Below are 2,944 nucleotides of genomic sequence, written 5' to 3' on the forward strand. Positions count from 1 at the left end.
AGGTCGGACTCGAGGAGTGCCTCGCGAGCCCGCATCCAGTTCCGGTTGCCCATGACGGTGTTGATCTCGCCGTTGTGGGCGATGAAGCGGAACGGGTGGGCGAGCGGCCAGCTCGGGAAGGTGTTGGTCGAGAACCGCGAGTGCACGACCGCGAGCGCGGAGGCGATCCGCTCGTCCACCAGGTCGGGGAAGAAGTGGTCGAGCTGGGCGGTCGTCAGCATGCCCTTGTAGATCAGGGTGCGGCTGGAGAGCGACGGGAAGTAGGCGTCGGTCTCCTGCTCGGCCCGCTTGCGCAGGCAGAACGCCTGCCGCTCCAGGGCCATGCCGGCGACGCGGGCGCCGCTACCGGCCAGGAAGACCTGGCTGAACGTCGGCATCACGCTGCGAGCGGTCGCGCCGAGCACGTCGGGGCGGGTGGGCACGTCCCGCCAGCCCAGGACGGCGAGGCCCTCCTCCGCGGCGAGCTCCTCGATCCGCCGACGGGTCTTCGCGACGTTCTCGTCGTCGCCTCGCAGGAAGCCGGTGCCTACGGCGTAGGACCCCACCGGCGGGAGGTCGAAGCCGGCGACCGCTCGCAAGAAGGCGTCGGGGACCTGCAGCAGGATCCCGGCGCCGTCCCCCGAGTTCGGCTCGGCGCCGGCGGCGCCACGGTGGTCGAGGTTGCGGAGCGCGGTGAGCGCCTTCACCACGATGTCGTGGCTCGGCTCACCGGTCAGCGTCGCCACGAACGCGACGCCGCAGGCGTCGTGCTCGAAGCGCGGGTCGTAGAGGCCCTGGGCCTGCGGCTGAGCACCAGGGGCGGCGGGCGGCGGGAACGCGTGCAGCGTGGACACCAGGCTTCTCCCGTCGTCATCGGCGGTCACCACTCGCGCGGAGTGGGAACGGAACTTGCGCTGAGTGCAAAGCAGGGGACGACGTTGGCCCGAGCGGCGCGCCCACGCTATCACTCAGCCGAGGACGGTTCCGCCTCGTCTCTCGCCCCTTGGTCGTCCTCCCGGACGATCGACTCACGGCCCGGGTGGCGGCGTGCGGAGACCACGAAGTACGTCGCGGCCAGCACGAACAGCACGATCGAGGTCCAGACGTTCAAACGCAGACCGAGCACGTCCGCCATCTGGACGTCGTCGATCCGCAGCATCTCGATCCAGCCGCGGCCGAGCGTGTAGACCATCACGTAGAGGGCCAGCACCCGGCCGTGCCCGAGCTGGAAGCGCCGGTCGGCCCACACCAGGAACGCGAAGCCCGCGAGGCACCACAGGAACTCGTAGAGGAACGTCGGGTGGAACGTGGCGACGTCCAGGTAGTCGAGCGGGCGGTGGTCGCGGTCGATCTCCAGGCCCCAGGGCAGGTCGGTCGGGCGGCCGAAGAGCTCCTGGTTGAACCAGTTCCCCCACCGTCCGAGGGCCTGCGCCACCAGCACGCCCGGCGCGAGCGCGTCGAGCACCGGCAGGACCGGGAGGCCCTTCACCTTCGCTCCGACGACGATGCCGACCGCCCCGAGTGCGATCGCACCCCAGACGCCCAGCCCGCCCCGCCAGACGTAGAGCGCCGTGACCGGGTTGCGGTCGTCGCCGAAGTACAGCTGCCAGTCGGTGAGCACGTGGTAGAGCCGGCCGCCGACCAGCCCGAACGGAACCGCCCACAGCGCGAGGTCCGAGACGTCTCCGGACCGACCGCCGCGGGCGACCCATCGCCGCTCGCCGATCCAGATCGCGGCGACGATCCCGAGGATGATCGCGACGGCGTAGCCGCGCAGAGGCACGGGTCCGAGGTACCAGACGCCCTGGGAGGGACTCGGGATGCTCCACGAAGTGAGCAGGGTCGTCATCAGGCGTCTCCGGTCAGCAGCAGGGTGATGTCGTTCGCGAACTCGGCCGCCGAGGTGCCGTGCGTCCAGATGATCGGCGCGTGGTCAGAGCCGTCGATCCCGATCACCTGGGTGCCGTGGGTCACCTCGTACCCGCCGCTCGGGAGCTTCTCCCCCTTCTCGACGGCGACCCCGAGCGCCAGCCCGGCGTCGACGATCGTGGGGAGGTCACCGGTCAGGCCGACGAACGTGGGGTCGAAGCGGTCGAGGTACTCGCGCAGGGCCTGCTCGTCGTCTCGCGCGGGGTCGGTGGTCACGAACACCACGTCCACCTGGTCGCGCAGGGACTCGTCGAGCCGGGTCATGGCCGACGCCAGGCTGGACATCACGGCCTGACAGATGTCCGGGCAGTTGGTGTAGCCGAAGAAGACCAGGGTGAGCCGCTGGTCGGTGTCCGCGGCCAGTGAGAACGGCTGGCCGTCGGTGTCCGTGAGGGACGCCGGCGGCGCGGTGTAGGGATCGGTGAGGACGGTGCCGGCGTAGTCGGTCTCCTCGGGGCTGTCACTGCAGCCGGCGAGGAGCGCCACGACCACCACCCCGGCGGCCAGGAACCGGAACCTACGCACCCCGCACGCCCTCCGCGAGCTCGGTGGCCAGCGCGGCCAGCGCCGCCAGCGGGTCGTCGACGACGATGCCGGGCTGGCCGGTGTCCCGGGTGCCGAGCACGCCGGCGGCCCCGGCGGCCACCGCGTTCGCGGCGAAGTCGTGGCCGTCGACCCGTTCCCCGGCGAAGGCCACGAACAGCCCGCCGGGACGCAGGGCCCGGGTGTCGTACTCGACTCCGGCGGTGACGGTCACGGACGGGTCGGCGTTGACGAGGCGGCCCGCGGTGATCGCGGCGATCTCGTCCAGGGTCAGGCTGATCAAGCGGCACCGCCGGCCCGCGCGGCCAGCGCGGCGGCCAGCTCGATCCGGTCGTCGAACGGCAGCACCTGGCCGTCCACCTCCTGGCCTCGTTCGTGCCCCTTGCCCAGCACCGCCACCACGTCGCCGGGACCGGCCAGGCGTACCGCCTCGTCGATCGCGGCCCGGCGGCCGGCCACCTCGATGATCTTCGCAGCCGCCGCGGCGTGCTCG

The 2,944-nt window shown here is 71.8% G+C and carries 3 protein-coding genes and 2 pseudogenes; all 5 read right to left on the reverse strand.

Annotated features, from left to right (window positions below; genetic code table 11):
- Positions 1 to 833: pseudogene (locus tag VFZ39_RS10015) on the reverse strand (glutamate synthase subunit alpha); the annotation flags it as partial.
- 110 nt (positions 834 to 943) lie between these two features.
- Positions 944 to 1,828 carry a prolipoprotein diacylglyceryl transferase gene (gene lgt / locus VFZ39_RS10020; protein ID WP_330865604.1) on the reverse strand — a complete coding sequence of 295 codons (885 nt, stop codon included), beginning with the start codon at positions 1,826 to 1,828 and terminating at the stop codon, positions 944 to 946.
- Positions 1,828 to 2,433: an SCO family protein gene (locus tag VFZ39_RS10025; protein ID WP_330865605.1), complete on the reverse strand. Its 606-nt coding sequence runs from the start codon at positions 2,431 to 2,433 to the stop codon at positions 1,828 to 1,830. The genes lgt and VFZ39_RS10025 overlap by 1 nt, the downstream gene beginning before the upstream one ends.
- Positions 2,426 to 2,734 carry a Mur ligase domain-containing protein gene (locus VFZ39_RS10030; protein WP_330865606.1) on the reverse strand — a complete coding sequence of 103 codons (309 nt, stop codon included), beginning with the start codon at positions 2,732 to 2,734 and terminating at the stop codon, positions 2,426 to 2,428. The genes VFZ39_RS10025 and VFZ39_RS10030 overlap by 8 nt, the downstream gene beginning before the upstream one ends.
- Positions 2,731 to 2,944: pseudogene (locus tag VFZ39_RS10035) on the reverse strand (hypothetical protein); the annotation flags it as partial. The gene VFZ39_RS10030 and the pseudogene VFZ39_RS10035, both read right to left, overlap by 4 nt.

The sequence above is a fragment of the Nocardioides sp. genome (assembly GCF_036374615.1).
In the GTDB taxonomy this organism is placed as follows: domain Bacteria; phylum Actinomycetota; class Actinomycetes; order Propionibacteriales; family Nocardioidaceae; genus Nocardioides.

What these genes read in the sequence shown, in the direction of transcription:
- lgt (WP_330865604.1), bottom strand. Translation starts at nt 1,828, where the DNA reads ATGACGACCCTGCTCACTTCGTGGAGCATCCCGAGTCCCTCCCAGGGC.